Origin of the sequence: Streptomyces sp. NBC_00310, from assembly GCF_036208085.1 — a bacterium.
Classification (GTDB): Bacteria; Actinomycetota; Actinomycetes; order Streptomycetales; family Streptomycetaceae; genus Streptomyces.
The window spans coordinates 3,782,686-3,800,267 of the sequence record NZ_CP130714.1 but is presented as its reverse complement, the minus strand read 5'-3'; the positions used below and the strand labels follow the sequence as shown (position 1 = coordinate 3,800,267).

The following is a 17,582-nucleotide window of genomic DNA, read 5'->3' as shown; positions in this document are numbered from 1 at the left end:
CGGCGCTCGTGCGGGAGTGCCGCCCCTTTCGCGCATCGGCCACAAACTCTGTGGCCCGTGCGCCGGTCCCTGGATACCGTCGTTCCCCCCGGCCGGCCGAACCCGCGGTCGCCGTGCGTCCAGAGAGCGAACCGATTCCGTGAGCAGGCGGCGAGAGACGACGACACTGTGGCGGCCCATCGGGCCCGTGGAGTTGGAGCTGGTGCGGGAGTCGGGGTGGCGGGCCTGGCCTCCTCGGCTTCCTGAGCAGCCGATCTTCTATCCGGTGCTCAATGAGGCGTACGCGGTGAAGATCGCCCGGGACTGGAATGTGAAGCACGACGGGGCGGGGTACGTCACGAGGTTCGAGGTCGACGCGGAGTTCCTGCGGCGGTATCCGGTGCGGCAGGCCGGCGGGGAGACGATTCTCGAACTGTGGGTGCCGGCTGAGGAGCTCGAGGAGTTCAACGCGCACATCGTGGGGGAGATCGCGGTCGTGCACGAGTTCCGGTGACCGGTGGCCGGTGGCCGGTGGCCGAGCCGGGGTCCGGGAGCTGAGGGGCGGTGGTCGGGGTAACCCGCCGCCGCCCCTGGTCGCAGGTCAGGTTCTCACGGTCGTCGTTCCCCGGGACGGCCGCGGGATGGATACCGGCCCCGCGCTGCGGTGGCCCGCGATCTCCAGGAGGACTCGTACGACGTCGTCGTGGAGGGCGTCGCTGATCTCATGTGCTTGGGGGGTGTCGACGTGCAGCATGTTGACGTGCAGGCCGGTGGCGGTGCGGTGGAACCAGTGGCTGATGCCGTTGCCGCGGGCGGCCCAGACGTGCAACGTCGGGTTCCAGAGCGGGTGTCGGAGGCCGCCGGGGGTCCGTCGGAAGTCGATGTAGGAGAAGAAGTTCACCGGGAACGGCCAGTGGTGCAGGGCGAAGCTCTCCGGGTCGAGCAACTCCCACGCCCGTACGAAGGGGATGTCGGTGTGCCGCTGCAACTCGCCGTACGCCGCGCGGGCCCGCGCGATGGTGGTGGCGTGGTCCGAGCCGCCCTCACTCACCTGGAACTCGATCGGCATCGTGTTCACGAACCAGCCGATGGAGTGCTGCCACGGGTTCGGGGCTCCGTCGGCTCCACCGGCTTCGCCGGCCGCTCGGCCGCCTCCGGAGCCCTCCGCCCCCGCGCCCTCGTCGGTCCGCTCGCTGATGGGGAGCAGGCTCCGGTAGACCCCCGGGCCCCCGAAGCGGTGCTGGGCCGTCGCGGCGGCCGCCAGCACGGCCGTGAAGACGCTGCCTCCCGATGCGCGCGCGCCTGCCGCGAGGGCGTCGGTCCGGTGGGCGTCCAGGAGGGGGAAAGCCCTGTTCACCAGGGGATACAGGTGGTCGTCCGGAACGCCCAGGTCGAAGGGGAACCTGGGGAAGAAGCCGCCGTTGCCGCGGATGAAGTCCTTCCAGTACGCCAGGCGGTCGTCGTCGGGGCGCAGGGAGGCGTAGCGGCGGCGTTGGTCGTCGCCGAAGGTCAAGTAGCTGCCCGCGGAGGGGAGTTGCGGGGCGCGGTCGGCGGTGAGAGCGGCGTACGCGGTCTGGATTTCGTCCACGACGACGGGCATGGACAGGCCGTCGCAGACGATGTGGTCGAAGCAGAGGTAGAGCGTCGCGTTCGTCTCCCGGACCACCGCGCCCATGAGGAACAGCGGCCAGGAGAGGGTGTCGATGCTCTTGAAGGTCTTGTCGAGGTGGGTGTGCAGGTCGTCCCGGGTGTGGAAGTGACCGACCTCTTCCGTCTCCAGGGCGATGGATTCGGGTGCCAGTGCCGTGCAGTTCAGGTCGCCGGCCAGGCGCTGGAACTCACTGCGGAGCACCTCGTGGCGCCGTACGAGGAGAAGGAGCGCCGATTCGAGGGCCGCGGTGTCCAGCGGGCCCGCGATGTCGAAGGTGACCGTGATCGAGCTGGCGATTCCGTCGCTCGTACTGCGGGTCGCTTCGGAGGACGAGTGGTGCTTGTCCTGATTGAACGAGGCGGATGCGACCGTGGAATTCCGCTCGTCGTGGGGGGAATGCTTCGTGCGCAAGGACCAGGAGATCACGGTCCCGGGTGCGATGGTGGCGTCGGAGAAGGGGATTTGCAGCACTCGGGGGCTTTCTGTTCGTGACTTGTGGGGGGAAGTCAGGGGGAGGTTAAAGGGAAGAGGGGGAAGTCAGGGGGAAGTTGGGGAAAGGTGAGGGAGGGAGAGCGGCGGGGAAAGTCAGAGGGGAGTGAGGGGAGAGTGAGGGGGGATGTGCGTCAGTAGGGAATTCACCGCCTGGTTGACGCCGTCCTCGGCGCGGACGAGGCGGGCGATGTCGTGTGCCCGGTGTTTCAGGTGCCGGTCCGTCACCGCTGTGCTGATCGCTTCCGCGAGGTCGGGTGCGGTGAGGGTGCGGGCGGTGAGGGGAGCGGGGGCCACGCCCAGGTCTCGCATACGGGCGGCCCAGTGGGTCTGGTCGCCCATGTGGGGGCAGAGGACCTGAGGGCGGCCCGCGGCGAGGGCGGCGCCGACGGTGCCGGGGCCGCCGTGGTGGACGACCGCGGCCGTACGGGGGAAGAGCCAGTCGTGCGGGACCTGTTCGATCGTCAGGATGTTCGGCGACCGGGGGGCGGAGTCACGCGTCGCCGCGCCGATGCCGCCCCAGCCGGTCGCGACCACCGCCCGTACGCCGGTGAGGCGGATCGCCTCGGTGACCAGGGCGTGGTTCCGGCGGGCCCGGGTGCCGGTCATGCTGCCGAAGCCGATGTAGACGGGGGGTGGCCCCTCGTCCAGGAACCGGGTCAGCTCCCTGGGCGGCGTCCAGTCGGGGCGGGCGGGCAGGTACCAGAAACCCGTGGTGCGTACGGCGTCGCCCCACGCCGGGTCGATCGGGGTGACGTGCCGGCTGAACGACTGCAGGACCGGGCGCCGCCTGCCCTCGGGGTCCCGTAGCCATCGCCGTGCGCCGTACCGGCGGGGCGCCAGACCCAGTTCGGTCGTCCGCCAGCGCTCCACCTCGCGGGACCGCTGGGCCGCCGTCACCAGGGCGTAGGTGCTCCGGTTGAGGAGGCGCGGCACCGGGGGCAGCGGCATCAACTGGCAGGGGAACGCGTCGGTGGCGATCCAGCCGGGTTGCAGCGCCACGACGACGGCGGGTACGTCCAGCATGTCGGCCACATGCTGCGCGGGGAACGCCGCCGAATGCACCACCGCCGCCAGGTCGGCGTGGTCGTGGGCGATGGCCGCCACATCGCGCAACGGGGCGATCATCAGGTGTTTGAGGCGGGCGACGGTCCGCGCGGCAGCGACCTTCCCCCGCACGCCCATGAGGCCCTTGTCGATGATCCTGCGCGTCGCCGTCTCGGCGAGGATCCGGGTCGGGCCGTCGTCGATCGAGGCGAAATCGACACCGTACGCGGTCGCGTCGGACGCATAGGAGGAAGGGGCGGCCAATAACGGCTGATGGCCGTGCCGACGCAGCGCCACGGCCAATGCGAGAAAGGGTTGCACATCCCCGCGAGTGCCGCATGCCGCCAGGAGAACCTTGCGCGAACGAGCGCCGACTCCGAGGCTCTCCGGCCCCAATTCATTGGGCATGACCACGCGCTGAACCTAGCAGAAGGGAATTCGAACAAGTCTGGGATGGTAATGAGTTCGAAGGGTTCTGCGGTTTCTTTTAAGGGCCGGTATTTGGTGTGCTCATCTTTTCTGTGGGGGCGCGTGAGGGAGCGTGAGAGGGAAGCCCGCGGTGCCGATGGCGAGGGGGCTCGGCCGGGGCGCTCACGCGAGGGAGGGCGCCCCGGCCGGATCCGCGGTCGTCAGGTGCGGAACGGGCCCGTCACCTCGTAGGTGATGCCGCCCGATGAACTGCCGCTGGTGCCACGCTGGCTGGAGAAGTAGAGGCGGCGGCCGTCGGGGGAGAAGGCGGGGCCGGTGATCTCGGAGGCGGACTGGCCGTCGACCCGGAGGAAGGGGGCGATGGTGTCGTTCGGGGTGATGAGGCAGATCTCCATGGTGCCGCCGTCCTCCGCCACGAAGAGGTCGCCGGAGGAGGTGCCCGTGACGTTGTCGACACCGGTGAGGGGGGCCGTGCCGCCGGTCACCAGGGAGTCGTCGTAGGCGAGTTCGATGGTCTGGGCGGCGGCGTCGTACTGCCAGACGCGGTTGTCGCCCTTCGTCGTGAACCAGCAGGTGCCGTCGGCGTAGTAGCAGCCCTCGCCGCCGTTGAAGCGTTTGGCGCCGGAGACCTGGTTGCGGGTGGCGGTGGCGCCGGTGGGGTCCGGGACCCGGGACCAGGTCACCGGGCCGCTGGTGGCGGTGCCGGCCACCAGGACCTCCAGCGTGCCCGACGACAGATCGCCCCAGGTCGTCGGCCGGAAGCGGTAGAAACAGCCGTCGGTGACGTCCTCCGTCAGGTAGACGACGCCCCGCGTGGGATCGGCGGCCGCCGCCTCGTGCTTGAAGCGGCCCATCGCGTCCCGGCGTACCGCCGCCTTCGCGCCCCACGGATCGGTCTCGTAGACGTAGCCCCGGTCCACCTCCTCGCAGGACAGCCAGGTGTTCCACGGCGTCCTGCCGCCGGCGCAGTTCTGGCGGGTGCCGGACAGGACGCGGTACGCCGACGTGACCGCGCCCGTCGACGAGAACCGCACCGCGCTCGCGCCCCCGGACGGATTGATCTCCGAGTTGGAGACATAGATCCAGCCGGTGCCGTCCGCGTAACAGGCGCCGCCGTCAGGGGCGTTGTGCCAGGTATACGCCGTACCGGGGACCGTCTGACCGGAGCGGGCGATCACCCGGCTCGTGAAGCCGCTCGGGAGCCGGATGCCGTTGGCGTCCGGCGAGCCGAGCGCCCCGTACGGTCCGGTGCCGGGCTGGGCGGGCGCGGCGTACGCGGCGCCGCGCCACAGGGTTCCGCCGAAAACGGTCGATGTGCCGCCGAGTACGGCCGCGCGCAGGAGAGTACGACGTTCCACTGTCGCTCCAAGGGATGCCTTGACCGGCCCGCCTGCCGGTCGGCGGCGGGGTCGCGCGCTGATGGAACTTAGGGGAGCGTGATTGACAGAGCATGGACAATCCGTGACTCTACGGCGGCGTTCACGGATGACACATGGGTGGCGCACAGGATTGGCGGCCTGGAGGCCCGGGGGCCCGGAGGCCCGAAGCCCGAAGGCCTGAAAGCCCGACAGGGGCGCGGGGAATGCGTGATCGGCCACGTACCCCCCCGTAGTCGCCGAACGGCGCAGCCCCCGAGCCTTCGGACGGTCCTCCGGGCCTTCGGACGGTCCTCTGAGCTGTCGGACGGTCCTCCGGGCTGTTGTACGGTCCTCCGCTCAAGCCGGCAGTGGTGGAGCCTCGCGGCGGCGTTGTCCCGGCCGTCCCCCGAACCCGTGACCCTGTCCGTGCGGATGGCCCGGCGGCTCCGTCGACGGAAGGCGGACGACGGCGTCCAACCCGCCCGTGGCCGCCTCGCGGAGCGCCACCTCGCCACCGCTGGCGTGGGCGAGGCGTTGGACGAGGGAGAGGCCGAGACCGGTGCCGCCCTTGGGTGCGCCGGGGGCGCGCCAGAACCGGTCGAACGCGCGGGCGCGCTGTTCGGGCGTCATGCCGGGGCCCTCGTCGGTGACGTGGAGGTCGACCCAGCTGGGCCGGGAGTCGCGCAGCGCCCGGCGGGCGGGGACGAGTAGCCGTAGCTCCATGGTGACCGTGCTGCGGGTGGGAGAGGCGCGCAGGGCGTTGGAGAGGAGGTTGTCCAGGATCTGCTCCACGGCTCCGGGGACGGCCACCACCGGGCCGACCACACCGGCGAAGAGAACCAGCGAGACCCCCTCGCGTTCGAACAACGGCCCCCACGTACGGTGCCGTTCCGCGCAGATCGCGCCCAGGTCGACCTGGGCCGGGATGGCAGCGGCCTCCTCCAGGCGGGCCATCGCCAACAGGCCCTCGACCATCCGGGCCAGCCGGTCCGTCTCGGTGACGGCCGCGTCGAGGGTCGGCCTGGCTCGCCGGGCGATGTCCGGCTCCAGGTTCTCCAGCCGGAGCCGCAGCGCCGCCAACGGGGTCTTCAGCTGATGCGAGGCCTCTCCGGCGAAGGCCCGCTGGGAGGCCAGCAGATGTTCGAGGCGGGCGGCGGTCGTGTTGAAGGCCGCCGCGAGACTCCGTACCTCCGGCGGCCCGGAGGTGACCACCACGCTGGTGGCCGCGCCGCCCTCGGCCAGCCGGTGCGTGGCCTCCTCCAACTGCCGGATGGGCCGCCCCGTCCAGCGCGCGAACGCGAACGCCACCGCGGCCACCCCGGTGAGCACCGTGAGCCCGACCAGCGCCAGCAGCAGCCAGACCGCGAACACCCGGGCGTGCACCATGGTCGTGGGGAGCGTGACGCGTACGGCACCTTGCGCCGACACGCCCGAGTCCGAGTCCGAGTCCGACTCCGACTCCGCGCCGGCTCTCCCCACGACCGTGGCGATGCCTGTGCCTGTGCCTGTGCCCGTGGTCGTGGTCGAGATCGAGATCGAGCCGGTGCTCGTGCCCTTGCCCGGTTCCGACCCGGTGCCCGCCGTCGCGTGGCCGACCGGAGCCGCCACGGACAGGTAGTGCACGCCGCCGGTCGTCGTCGTACGTACGTCCGTGGTCGCGCGGCCCCGGAGTGCGGCGGAGATCTCGGGTTGGGACGAGAGGGCCTGTTCCTCGTCGTCGGACAGGGAGTGCGAGGAGGCCAGCAGCTTCCCGTCCGCGTCGACGATGACGACCTTTCCGCCGATGCGCTCGGCGCAGTGCTCGGCCCGTTCGACGAGTTCGTCCGGGCGGCGGGCGGCGAGGGACAACGCGGCGTACGCGGCCACCGACTCGGCTTCGTCGTTGGCCGAGTTGACGATCCGCTCGCGTTCGGCCCGCGAGTAGACGAAGCCCAGCGGGATCTCCAGGCCGAGCAGGACCAGGGCGGCGAGGCTGAGGTAACTCAGCAGCAGGCGCCGGGTCATGACGCCCTGGCCTCGGGCGTGCGATGCCTCCCGCCTCCCGGCCCACGCCCACGGCCATGCCCCTGTCCTTGCCCTTGCCCTTGCCCTTGCGCCGGATCCTGCCCGGGAGTCCGGGGCAGACTCCGGCCCGCTCCCTGCGCCGGCCCAGGGCTGCGTACGGCGAGCCGGAAGCCGACGCCACGCAGGGTCTGGATCCACGCCGGGTCGCCCAACTTGCGCCGCAGGGTGGCGACATGGACGTCCAGCGTCTTGGTCGGGCCCTGGTAGTGGTCGTCCCAGACGCGGTTGAGGATCTGCTGCCGGGAGTAGACCGCGCCGGGGTCCTCGGTGAGCAGCGCCAGCAGTTCGAACTCCTTCGGCGTCAGCGCGACCGGCACCTCGCCCACCCACACCTGCCGGGTCCGCCGGTCCACCACCAGAGGGCCGGGCGGCGGGGGAGCCGAACCGTCGTCGGCCGCCGCCGGGCCGGAGGAGTCCCGCGGTCCCGGCGGGGCCTGCTCGTACATGGGCGGCTCGTAGACGGGGGGTTCGTAGACCGGGCTGCCGTGCGCCGGAGTGCCGTACGCCGGGCTCCCGAAGGTGGAAGCGCCGTACGCCGGGCTGCCGAAGGCGGCGGTGCCGTGCGCCGGGGTTCCGTACGTGGGTACGCCGTGTGCCGGGGTTCCGTACGAAGGGGAGCCGTGCGGGGGAGTGCCCTGCGCGGCGGTGCCGCCGAACATCGGGTCCTCGAAGGCCGGGTCGCCCTGGACGGCCGGGGTGCCGTGCGCGGGGGTGCCCTCGAACGGCGTTCCCCGCATGGGGATTCCGCGCGCGGGCGTTCCCAGCGGCGATGCGCCATGGGGCGATGCGTCATGGGGCGATGCGTCATGGGGAGATGCTTCGTCGGCGGATGCCGCGCGCGCCGGAGCCCCCTGTGTCTGAGTCCCCTGCGCCTGAGTCCCCTGCGCCTGAGTCCCCTGCGCCTGAGTCCCTTGCGCCGGGGTCCCCTGAGCAGGCGTCTCGTACGCGGCCGACCAGTCGTATTCGGCCCCGCCGGCCCCGGCGTCGACACCGGTCCGACGGCCAGAATCACCGGCACCAGGACCGGCACCGGCACCGGCACCGAGCCCGGACCCAAGGCTCGCGTGCCCGACGTCGCCCGCCCGACCCACGCCCTCGTCCCCGAAGCGTCCCGAACCCTCGCCGTCGAAGTCGCTCCTGGCCCCGAACTCGCTCCCGGTCCCGAACTCGCTCCCGGTCCCGAAGTCGTTCCCGGCCATGAAGTCGCTGCCAGCCCCGAAGCGCCCCCCGGCCAGGCCTCCGACACCGGCGCCGCCCCTCGCGGCCGAGCCCCGCTGGGCGGCGAACTCCTGGGCGGAGGGCACTCGTCGGGCGTACGCCTCACTCCCGGCCCCGGACCCGGACCCGACTCCAGCCTCGAGACCAGCCGCAGCCCCGGCCCCGGCCCCGGCCCCGGTTCCGACCCTCGCCTCGGTGTCGGCCCCGGCCCCTCTCCCCACCCCCGCCTCGGCCACCACGACCCCGGCCACCACCCCGCCGCCCGGTCGCTGATGGCGTCGTGACACGGCCCGTATCCGGGCGACCAGCTCTCGGATGCTGAATGGTTTCGCCAGGTAGTCGTCGGCGCCGAGCTCCAGGCCCAGCACGCGGTCGGCCTCCTCGCCGCGCGCGCTGAGGATGATGATGGGGACGTCGGAGGTCCGACGGATCCCGCGGCAGACGTCGATGCCGTCCATGTCGGGCAGGCCGAGATCCAGCAGGACGACATCGCCGTGCGGACCTCTCAACCCGTCCGCGCCGGTGGCCACGTGGTGGACCGTCAGGCCGAAGTGCCGCAGCCCGTCGGCGAGCGGTTCGGCGATCGTCTCGTCGTCCTCGATGAGCAGCACTCGTACGCCCATGGCCGCCTGTCTCTCCAGAAAGTCGGGACAACACGGGACCCGTGCTGTAGGGCGACACGCTACAAGAGAACGAACGTAGCGTGCAGGGAATCCGGAGCATTGTGAAATGACCCTCAGAAACCGCTTGTATTCGGTCTCCCGACCTGCGGCGAAGGGGTATCTGGCCGAAATCTGAGGAAAACCTGGCGCCGCTTTAGTGTTCGCTTAACCTTCCTCTGGCCATCGCCCCCCTACGGTCGTAAGAGCAGGTCGGAACCAGTGCAGGGAGGCAGGATGAAGGCGTTGCTGGATCGCGCCCGATCGTTCAAGCGGCGGGTGGACTTCGAGAGCGATGAATACCGGAAACTCGCCGTCGGGCAATTTCCCGAGGCGCTGTTCATTACCTGCTCGGACTCGCGGGTGATTCCCGCCCTGATCACCGGGGCACGGCCCGGAGAGATATTCGAGCTGCGAAATGCGGGCAACATCGTGCCGCCGCACGACGCGTACGGGGCCGCCTCCGGGGAGGCCGCCACCATCGAGTACGCGCTGGAGGTGCTCGGCGTTCAGGACATCGTGGTGTGTGGTCATTCCCACTGCGGCGCGATGGGGGCGCTGAAGTACGGCGTCGACCTGTCCGGCCTGCCCAGGGTGGACGCCTGGCTCGACCACGCCCGGCCCGCGCTCGAACCGGTCCTGGGCGACACCGGCGCCGCCCGTGAGCGCGACACCGGCGACGACGGCGCCGGTAGGGACAGCGCGTCGTCCGAGGATCCGGCCCTGCGCGAGGTCGTCCAGCTCAACATCCGCAACCAGCTCGCCGTCCTGCGCGGCTACCCCGTGGCCCGGCAGCAACTCGATGCCGGACGGCTCCGGTTGCACGGCTGGTACTACGAGATCGACACCGGTCAGGTCCACGAACTGGACGCGGACGGCGCCTTCCAGGTGCACGACTCATGAGCGGCGCACACGGACGACGGCATGCGGCGGGCGCCCGCAGGGCCGCCGGGAACGGTCGGACGGGGATGCCCGGGGGCGTCCCCGACGCACCCGGATACGTTCCCGGCGCACCTGGTTACGTCCCCGACGAGCCCGGTTACGTCCCCAGCGCACCTGGATACGCCCCCGGCACAGCCGAGTTCGCCCCCGACGCACCCCTCTACGCCCCCAACCCGCCCGATTTCGGCGGCGATTGGCCGGACCTGAACGCGACCGAGGGGCCAGGCGCAGGGCCAGGCGCAGGGCCGGGTCCGGGTCCGGGGCCAGGTCCGGGGCCAGGTCCGGGTCCGGGTCCGGGGCCAGGTCCGGGGCCAGGTCCGGGTCACCCCGCTCCCGGTTCCAAGGGCCCCCGTGGCGGAGCCCCCCGCGGTCGTATCGACTTCGGTACCGAGATCACGGCGTCCCTTGTCGTGTTCCTGGTCGCGCTGCCCCTCTGTATCGGCGTGGCCGTGGCCTCCGGTGTGCCGGCCGAGCTGGGCATCATCTCCGGGGTGATCGGCGGCCTGGTGGTCGGCGCGGTGCGCGGCAGCACCCTCCAGGTCAGTGGCCCGGCGGCCGGTCTCGCGGCGCTCGTCGCGGAGACGGTCATGGAGTTCGGCGTCGCGATGCTCGGTGTGATCGTCCTCTTCTCCGGCATCCTCCAGATCGTGCTGGGCCTGGTGAAACTGGGCCGGATGTTCCAGGCGATCTCCCTCGCCGTCGTCCAGGGCATGCTCGCGGGCATCGGCCTGCCGCTGATGTTCAGCCAGCTGTACCCGATGTCCGACTCCAAGGCGCCGGGCACCCCCCTGGAGAACATGGCGGGCGTCCCCGGACTGATCGCCGACACCGTGACGAACCCCCAGGCGCTGATCGCGGCCGGGCTCGGGATCGTCACGATCGTGCTCAGCTTCATGTGGAAGAAGGTGCCGGGGCCGGTCAGGAAGGTCCCGGCCGCGCTCGTGGCCGTCGGGATCGGGATCGCGGTCGCCTCGCTACCGGGCGTCGAGGTGAAGACGCTCCAGGTCGGCAATCTGCTGGCGTCCGTGGACGTGCCCGGGGCGGAACAGCTGTCCGGGCTGGCCGACGCCGGGATCATCACGGCGATCCTCACGTTCACCGTGATCGCCTCGGCGGAGAGCCTGTTCACCGCCGCCGCCGTGGACCGGATGCACAACGGCCCGCGCACCCGCTACAACACCGAGCTCATCGCCCAGGGCGCGGGCAACACGATCGCCGGCGTCCTCGGCGCGCTGCCCATCACGGCGGTCGTGGCGCGCAGCTCGGCGAACGTCCAGGCCGGCGCCAAGACCCGCCTCTCCCGTACGCTGCACGGCCTCTGGCTGCTCGCCTTCGCGCTGCTGCTGCCGCAGGTGCTGGCGCTGATCCCGATCTCGGTGCTCGCGGGTGTCCTCGTGCACAGTGGATGGAAGCTGTTCGCGCCGGACGAGTTCCCCAAGATGTGGCGGCAGGACCGGGGCGAGTTCGCGGTCATGACGCTGACGACGCTGGTCATCACGGCGACCGCGCTGCTCGAAGGGGTGCTGTTCGGGCTCGCCGCGGGTGTGGTGCTGGCCGCGCTGCGTATGTCGCAGACCGTCGTCCGGCAGCACATCGAGGACGACACGGCGAAGGTCGTGATGGCGGGCAACGCGACGTTCCTGCGGCTGCCGAAGCTGATCGACGCGCTGGAGAGCGCGGCCGCCTCCGGCAAGCCGCGCATCCGGCTCGATCTGCTCGGGGTGACCCACCTCGACCATGCCTGCCGCAGCCAGGTCGAGGAGTTCGTGGCGCAGCAGCGGGGGGCCGGGCTGCGGGTGGAGCTGCTGATGCCGGACCTGACGGACACGGGCACGACGGTGCCTGCGGCGGCTGAGCCGGTGCGGGACGTGGCACCGGACGTGGAGCTGGATGTGGCGCTTGGTCGGTCCAATGTGGAGCGGGATTCGACGGAGGTGTGGGACTACGCGACGGTCGGTTCGGCGGCGGTGGGGGGTATGGGCCAGATGCCTTCCGGGAGTGGGCCCGGACCCACGGCGGAGTGGTTCTACCTCGACACGCGTCCTATGCCGGGTGCCCCGGAGTCTCCGCCGCCGTTGTTGCGCCGGGGGCGCGACTGGGCGGAGTAGCCGGGTGGGTGCGTTGTCGGGTGCGGGTCCGGTGGGGGCTGGTCGCGCAGTTCCCCGCGTCCCCAAAAGGACCAGGCCCCTGCGGGCCTGAAAAGACCACGGCCCCGCGGCCCTGGAAGGCGGCCGAAACGCACGGGGCGTAGCCCCTGCTTTTCAGGGGCGCGGGGAACTGCGCGACCAGCCCCCACCGGGCCCGCGGCCGTCACACCTCCCGCGGCCGTCACGCCTCCCGCGGCACCCCCGGCGGGTCTACGCTGAGAACGGCTGAGGAACGCTTCGGGAAGGCGGCGCTCATGGCAGGCTGGAACGCGGGCGACATCCCCGACCAACGAGGCCGCGCCGCTGTCGTGACCGGTGCCAACAGCGGTATCGGATACGCCGCCGCCCGGGAACTGGCCCGCCGCGGCGCCCACGTCGTCCTCGCCTGTCGCAGCCCGGAGCGGGGCGCCGCCGCACTGGAGCGGATGAGTTCCGAAGTCCCGGACGGGAGCGTTGAGTTGATACGGCTCGACCTCGGGGACCTGGGCTCCGTACGGGACTTCGCCAAGGCGTACGCGCGCGCGAGCGACCGGCTGGATCTGCTCGTCAACAACGCGGGTGTGATGGCCGTGGCGCAGGGTCGCACCGCCGACGGCTTCGAGACACAGTTCGGGACCAACCACCTCGGCCACTTCGCCCTCACCGGCCTGCTGCTGCCGACGCTCCTCGCCACCCCCGGCGCGCGCGTCGTGACCGTCTCCAGCGGGATGCACATGCGGGCGAACATCGACATCGACGACCTCAACAGCGAGCGCAAGTACGGGCGTTGGCTCGCCTACGGCCGCTCCAAGACCGCCAACCTGCTCTTCACCCACGAGCTGGCCCGGCGCCTGGCCGCCCACGGCTCGGAGGTCGTCGCGGCGGCCGCGCACCCCGGCTACGCGGCGACCAACCTCCAGACGGCCGGTCCCACCGCCGAGGGCCGCAAGGGCGTCGAGCGCTTCATGCGCATCGGCAACCGCTTCTTCGCCCAGTCCGCCGAGGCCGGCGCCCTGCCCACGCTGTACGCCGCGACGGCGCCCGACGTACGCCCCGACTCCTTCACCGGCCCGTCCTTCGCCATGTGGCGCGGCACACCGGGACCGTCGAAACGAGCGCCCTGGACCCTCGACGACCGGGCGGGCGAACGCCTATGGGCGGCCTCGGAGGAGCTCACCGGGGTCACGTACGACGAGCTGAAGGCCTGACACACACCAGCACGCCACACGCCAGCAGGCCACACGCCAGCAGGCCACACGCCAGCAGGCCACACGCCAGCAGGCCACACGCCAGCAGGCCACACACCAGCACGCGCGTGGGGCGCGAACCGTAGCGTCGTACGGTTCGCGCCCCACGCGCGAGTGACAGGCCGGGCCCGGGCTACGCGGCCCGCACCTCGTACGTCGTGATGCGTACCGTCTCGTCGTCCAGGCACTGCCCGCTCTCCAGGTCGAAGCGCTGCTTCAGGAGGGGAGAGGCGACGAAGGGACGGCCCTGGTGGCTGCCGGTGAGGCCGCGCGAGAGGACGGCGGCGCCGCCGAAGGGGTCGCGGTTGTCGATGGCGTACAGCTTGCCCGCGCGGTCGAGGAAGAGCGCGGCCTGGTTGCCGTCGGGGAGCAGGGCGGCCACGCCGCGGCCCGGGATCAGCAGGGTCAGGTCGCAGACCGTGAACCAGCCGTCCGCCAGCCGCAGCTGGACCTTCACATCGGTTTTCTCGGGAGCGAGGGTCATCGCTGGGCGCTTCCTTCCAGGACATCGGCGGGCCGCAGACCGATGGACAGCAGCGGCAGGTCGGGCTTGATCTGGTCGCGCTCGGGGACGAAGCCGACGACCGGGTCCGGGGTGTCCGGGGCGTTGACGAAGGACACGAACCGGGCGAGCTTCTCGGGGTCGTTGATCGTCGAGGCCCACTCGTCGGCGTAGTTCGAGACGTGCGCCGTCATCAGGGACTCCAGCTCCTCGCAGATGCCGAGGGAGTCCTCCACGACCACGTCCCGGACGTGCTCCAGGCCGCCGGGGATCCGCTCCAGCCACGTCGAGGTGCGCTCCAGGCGGTCCGCGGTGCGGATGTAGAACATCAGGAACCGGTCGATCAGCTTGATCAGTTCGGTGTCGGACAGGTCCTGGGCCAGGAGGTCGGCGTGACGCGGGGTGGCGCCGCCGTTTCCGCCGACGTAGAGGTTCCAGCCGTTGGCGGTGGCGATGATGCCGAAGTCCTTCGACTGGGCCTCGGCGCACTCGCGAGCGCAGCCGGAGACCGCCGACTTGAGCTTGTGGGGCGAGCGCAGGCCCCGGTAGCGCAGCTCCAGGTCGATCGCCATGCGGACCGAGTCCTGGACGCCGTAGCGGCACCAGGTCTGGCCGACGCAGGACTTCACGGTGCGCAGCGACTTGCCGTAGGCGTGGCCGGACTCGAAGCCGGCGTCCACCAAGCGGGCCCAGATGATGGGGAGTTGCTCGACCCGCGCACCGAACATGTCGATCCGCTGGCCACCCGTGATCTTCGTGTAGAGACCGAAGTCGCGGGCGATCTCACCGATCACGATCAGGCCCTCGGGGGTGATCTCACCGCCGGGGATACGCGGGACGACCGAGTACGAGCCGTTCTTCTGGAGGTTGGCCAGGAAGTGGTCGTTGCTGTCCTGCAGGGCCGCCTGCTCGCCCTCCAGGACGTAGCCGCTCGCGCCGATCGTCGGGGCGAGGGAGGCGATGATCGAGCCGACCGTCGGCTTGCAGATCTCGCAGCCGTCGCCGCCCTTGGCCTCGTCGCGGCCGTACCGGTCCAGCAGCTGCTGGTAGGTGTTGATCCGCAGGGCGAGGACGATCTCGTACAGCTCCTCGCGGGTCTGCGAGAAGCAGCCGCACAGGCCCTTGTCGACGACCACGCCGCCGGCTTCGAGCTCGGCGGTGACCAGCTGGCCGAGGACCTTGACGCAACTGCCGCACGTCGTACCGGCCTTGGTGCACTTCTTCACCTCGGGCACGGTGGTGCAGTTGTGCTCGGTGACCGCGCCGCGGATCGTGCCCTTGCGGACGTTGTTGCAGGAGCAGATGATCGCGTCGTCGGGCAGCGAGGTCGGGCCGAGCTGGACGGCCTCCCCGGCGCCGGCGGGCAGCACCAGCGACTCCGGCGAGACCGGCGGGACGGAGCCGGTGAACGCCTTCAGCGTGCCGTACGCCTCGGCGTCGCCGACCAGGATGCCGCCGAGCAGCTCGCCGTCGCGGCCGATGACCAGCTTCTTGTAGATGCCCGAGCGGGAGTCGGAGTACACGACGTCGAGGCAGTCGGCGGTCGCGCCGTGCGCGTCACCGAAGGAGGCGACGTCGACGCCGAGGAGCTTGAGCTTGGTGGACAGGTCGGCGCCGGTGAAGGACGCCTCGTCCGCCGCGATCGTCGCGGCGGCCGTCTCGGCCTGCTCGTAACCGGGGGCCACCAGGCCGTACACCCGGCCGTCGGAGGCCAGCGCGCACTCACCGATCGCGAACACGTGCGGGTCGTTGACGGTCCGGCACTGCTCGTCGACGCTGATGCCGCCGCGCTCGCCGACCGTCAGACCGCAGTCGCGGGCGAGCTGGTCGCGGGGGCGGACGCCGGCGGAGAACACCACCAGGTCGGTGGAGAGTTCGGAGCCGTCGGAGAGCTTCATGCCGGTGACCGCGCCGTCCTCGCCGACGACGATCTCCTGCGTGCCCACACCGGTGTGGACCGACAGGCCCATGTCCTGGATCGTGCGCAGGAGCGCGGCGCCACCGCCGTCGTCCACCTGCACCGGCATCAGCCGGGGCGCGAACTCCACGATGTGCGAGGTGAGTCCGAGACCCTTCAGCGCACCGGCCGCCTCAAGACCGAGCAGACCGCCGCCGACCACGGCACCGACCTCGGCCGTCTTCGCGTACTCCTCGATCGCGAGCAGGTCCTCGATCGTGCGGTAGACGAAACAGCCCGTGGCGTCCTTGTTCGGGACCGGCGGCACGAAGGGGAACGAGCCGGTGGCGAGGACGAGGATGTCGTACTCGAAGACCTGGCCGGAGCGCGCGGTGACCTTCTTGGCCTCGCGGTCGACGGTCTCCGCCGGGTCACCGACGAACAGCTCGATGCCGTGCGTCTCGATGAACTCCATGTCGGTCATCGACAGGTCCTCGGGCGTCTTGCCCGCGAAGTACGAGGTGAGCGCCACTCGGTCGTACGCCGGGCGCGGCTCCTCGCACAGCACGACCACGCGGTGCGTGGCGGTCAGGCCGCGCTCGGCGAGCGCCTCGAGGAAGCGCTGGCCGACCATGCCGTGGCCGACGAGCACGATCGTGGGGGTGGCCCCCAGGGTGGCGGACATTCAGGAGCCTCCATCGTTGGTGAGCAGGTGGAGCAGAGGAGCGCCGTTCGCGGGGAGCGGCTCTGCTCCCTCCCAGGCGCGGGCGAGCGCGCCCACGGTGCCGAGTTCGCCGACGAGCACCCCGCCGACCAGGCGGTCGTCGCGGACGACGACCTTGCGGTAGGTGCCGCGGGTGGCGTCGGCGAGCTGGATGACGTCGTCTCCGGGCAGGGGCTCGGGCTCGCCGAACGCGGCGAGGTCGAGGAAGTCCGCTCCGGCGAGCGTCAGGCGGGTCAGGGCGCGGGTCCCGGTGTAACGGGATTCGGCGTTCCCCGCCAGCAACTCGGCGAGCACATCGGCCTGTTCGAGCGCCGGGGTGGCGAGTCCGTACACCGTGCCGTCGAACTGGGCGCAGTCGCCGATCGCGTGGATGTGCGGGTCGGAGCTGCGCAGCTCCTCGTCGACGATGACGCCCTTGTGCACCGCGAGCCCCGCCTCCTGGGCGAGACCCACCCGGGGGTGGACCCCGCAGGCGATGACGACCAGGTCGGCGTCGAGCGCGTATCCGTCGGCCATCGACACCGACCGCACGGTCCCGCCGATGCTGCGCACGGCACGTACGCGCGTCTCGGTGTGCACCTCGACGCCGAGGTCGGTGAGGTGCCTGCGGACCAACTTCGAGGCGGACGGGTCGAGCTGACGCTCCATCAGCCGCTCGCCCTGCTGGGCGAGGACCACTTGGGCACCGCGCAGGGCGAGTGCCCGGGCGGCGGAGACCCCGAGGAGCCCGCCGCCGATGACGACGGCCCGCGCGCCCGGCCGTACGGCCTTGGACAGGCCCATGCAGTCGTCCATGGTCCGGAAGGCGTGCACCCCGTCGGGGAACTCGTGCCGCTCCGGGTCCCAGAGGCCGCGCAGCGGCGGCAGCACCGGGTTCGAGCCGGTCGCCAGGACCAGCTTGTCGTACGCGATCTCCGCACCGTCCGCGAGATGTACGGCTCGCATCTCGCGGTCGATACGGACCACCCGGCCGCGTGTCAGCTCGGCGGGGGCGGGCAACGCGATGACCTCGGGGGCGTATCGCCCGGCCAGGACTTCGGCGAGCAGCACCCGGTTGTACGGTGTGTGCTCCTCCTCGCCCACCAGGGTGGCGGGCATGCCGAGCTCTCCGAGCCGCCGGGCGAGACGTACACCCGCTAGGCCGGAGCCGATCACCACCACACGCTCATTCGAGGTCATGTCCTTGAGCGTGCGGTGCCGGTGTTACCCGACCGCATCGCGTCTGTTTCCCACGAGGAACGCTGCCCTCC

General features: G+C 71.4%; 11 protein-coding genes and 2 pseudogenes. 4 read left to right on the top strand and 9 right to left on the bottom strand.

Going from position 1 to position 17,582, the window contains the following annotated elements; all coding sequences use genetic code 11:
• Positions 1–139 precede the first annotated feature (139 nt).
• On the top strand, positions 140–493 hold the full coding sequence (locus OG202_RS16690; protein ID WP_327729787.1) for a hypothetical protein: 354 nt from the start codon (positions 140–142) through the stop codon (positions 491–493).
• 87 nt (positions 494–580) lie between these two features.
• Here OG202_RS16690 and OG202_RS16685 read toward each other — a convergent pair whose 3' ends face one another.
• The 6 genes and pseudogenes from OG202_RS16685 to OG202_RS16660 form a co-directional block, all read right to left on the bottom strand.
• Positions 581–2,101, bottom strand: coding sequence for a condensation domain-containing protein (locus OG202_RS16685; RefSeq protein ID WP_327729788.1), 1,521 nt, complete (start codon positions 2,099–2,101; stop codon positions 581–583).
• A gap of 114 nt (positions 2,102–2,215) precedes the next feature.
• Complete coding sequence (locus tag OG202_RS16680) at positions 2,216–3,574, bottom strand: glycosyltransferase (RefSeq protein ID WP_328223021.1); 1,359 nt, start codon at positions 3,572–3,574, stop codon at positions 2,216–2,218.
• A 221-nt stretch (positions 3,575–3,795) separates the two neighbouring features.
• Positions 3,796–4,953: an alkaline phosphatase PhoX gene (locus OG202_RS16675; protein ID WP_328223020.1), complete on the bottom strand. Its 1,158-nt coding sequence runs from the start codon at positions 4,951–4,953 to the stop codon at positions 3,796–3,798.
• Positions 4,954–5,310: 357 nt separating this feature from the next.
• Complete coding sequence (locus tag OG202_RS16670; RefSeq protein WP_328223019.1) at positions 5,311–6,957, bottom strand: sensor histidine kinase; 1,647 nt, start codon at positions 6,955–6,957, stop codon at positions 5,311–5,313.
• 140 nt (positions 6,958–7,097) lie between these two features.
• Positions 7,098–7,394, bottom strand: a pseudogene (locus tag OG202_RS16665) (winged helix-turn-helix domain-containing protein); the annotation flags it as partial.
• A gap of 1,191 nt (positions 7,395–8,585) precedes the next feature.
• Positions 8,586–8,858, bottom strand: a pseudogene (locus tag OG202_RS16660) (response regulator); the annotation flags it as partial.
• A 273-nt stretch (positions 8,859–9,131) separates the two neighbouring features.
• Between OG202_RS16660 and OG202_RS16655 the strand changes: the two are divergent.
• From OG202_RS16655 to OG202_RS16645, 3 genes are all read left to right on the top strand, one after another.
• The gene (locus OG202_RS16655) at positions 9,132–9,797 is read left to right on the top strand and encodes a carbonic anhydrase (RefSeq protein WP_326582934.1); all 666 of its coding nucleotides are present in this window, start codon (positions 9,132–9,134) and stop codon (positions 9,795–9,797) included.
• Entirely contained in the window at positions 9,794–11,944 is a 2,151-nt protein-coding gene (locus OG202_RS16650) for a SulP family inorganic anion transporter (protein WP_328223018.1), read from the top strand. The genes OG202_RS16655 and OG202_RS16650 overlap by 4 nt, the downstream gene beginning before the upstream one ends.
• 293 nt (positions 11,945–12,237) lie before the next feature.
• Positions 12,238–13,170, top strand: coding sequence for an oxidoreductase (locus OG202_RS16645; protein ID WP_327729793.1), 933 nt, complete (start codon positions 12,238–12,240; stop codon positions 13,168–13,170).
• Between the two features lie 172 nt (positions 13,171–13,342).
• On the opposite strand, the gene nirD is transcribed toward OG202_RS16645, so the two are convergent.
• From nirD to OG202_RS16630, 3 genes are read right to left on the bottom strand one after another with little or no spacing between them, the layout of a single operon-like run.
• The gene (gene nirD / locus OG202_RS16640) at positions 13,343–13,693 is read right to left on the bottom strand and encodes a nitrite reductase small subunit NirD (RefSeq protein WP_326582937.1); all 351 of its coding nucleotides are present in this window, start codon (positions 13,691–13,693) and stop codon (positions 13,343–13,345) included.
• Positions 13,690–16,293, bottom strand: a complete 2,604-nt coding sequence (nirB, locus tag OG202_RS16635) for a nitrite reductase large subunit NirB (protein WP_326582938.1) — start codon at positions 16,291–16,293, stop codon at positions 13,690–13,692. Before nirB ends, nirD begins: the two co-directional genes overlap by 4 nt.
• A complete protein-coding gene (locus OG202_RS16630; protein WP_326582939.1) occupies positions 16,294–17,511 on the bottom strand; it encodes an NAD(P)/FAD-dependent oxidoreductase in 1,218 nt (405 codons plus the stop codon).
• Positions 17,512–17,582 lie beyond the last annotated feature (71 nt).

Bases quoted from the DNA above. Each gene is read 5' to 3' on its own strand.
- nirD (WP_326582937.1), bottom strand. From the start codon at position 13,693: ATGACCCTCGCTCCCGAGAAAACCGATGTGAAGGTCCAGCTGCGGCTG.
- OG202_RS16655 (WP_326582934.1), top strand. From the start codon at position 9,132: ATGAAGGCGTTGCTGGATCGCGCCCGATCGTTCAAGCGGCGGGTGGAC.
- OG202_RS16630 (WP_326582939.1), bottom strand. From the start codon at position 17,511: ATGACCTCGAATGAGCGTGTGGTGGTGATCGGCTCCGGCCTAGCGGGT.
- OG202_RS16645 (WP_327729793.1), top strand. From the start codon at position 12,238: ATGGCAGGCTGGAACGCGGGCGACATCCCCGACCAACGAGGCCGCGCC.
- OG202_RS16670 (WP_328223019.1), bottom strand. From the start codon at position 6,957: ATGACCCGGCGCCTGCTGCTGAGTTACCTCAGCCTCGCCGCCCTGGTC.
- OG202_RS16680 (WP_328223021.1), bottom strand. From the start codon at position 3,574: ATGCCCAATGAATTGGGGCCGGAGAGCCTCGGAGTCGGCGCTCGTTCG.
- OG202_RS16650 (WP_328223018.1), top strand. From the start codon at position 9,794: ATGAGCGGCGCACACGGACGACGGCATGCGGCGGGCGCCCGCAGGGCC.
- nirB (WP_326582938.1), bottom strand. From the start codon at position 16,293: ATGTCCGCCACCCTGGGGGCCACCCCCACGATCGTGCTCGTCGGCCAC.